1 protein-coding gene is annotated in these 314 nt (G+C 71.0%); it reads left to right on the plus strand.

Annotated elements, in window-relative coordinates; all coding sequences use genetic code 11:
- Positions 1-314: extracellular solute-binding protein (locus PUR53_RS00140; RefSeq protein ID WP_329906951.1), on the plus strand; the 314-nt coding region annotated here is incomplete at both ends.

Below are 314 nucleotides of genomic sequence, written 5' to 3' on the forward strand. Positions count from 1 at the left end.
CCTGTGGGCGGAGCTGCTGCCGTACCACCAGGAGGGCGCCGTCGGTCGCACCTGGCAGGACGCCGCGCAGACCCTGGCGTCGAAGAAGGCGGGCATGTCCCTGCTGGGCACCTTCGTGGGCCAGCAGTTCACCACCCAGGCCGGCCTGGACGACCTCGACTTCTTCGCCTTCCCGGAGATCGAGCCGGCGTACGGCCGGGACACCGTCGCGGCCCCCACCGGGGGCTGGTTGAGGCGCAAGGCCCCGAAGAACAAGGCCGGCGCCGTCAAGCTCATGGAGTTCCTCGGCACCCCCGAGGCGGAGCAGATCTACC

It is taken from the genome of Streptomyces sp. SP18BB07 (assembly GCF_036322545.1).
GTDB lineage: Bacteria > Actinomycetota > Actinomycetes > Streptomycetales > Streptomycetaceae > Streptomyces > Streptomyces deccanensis.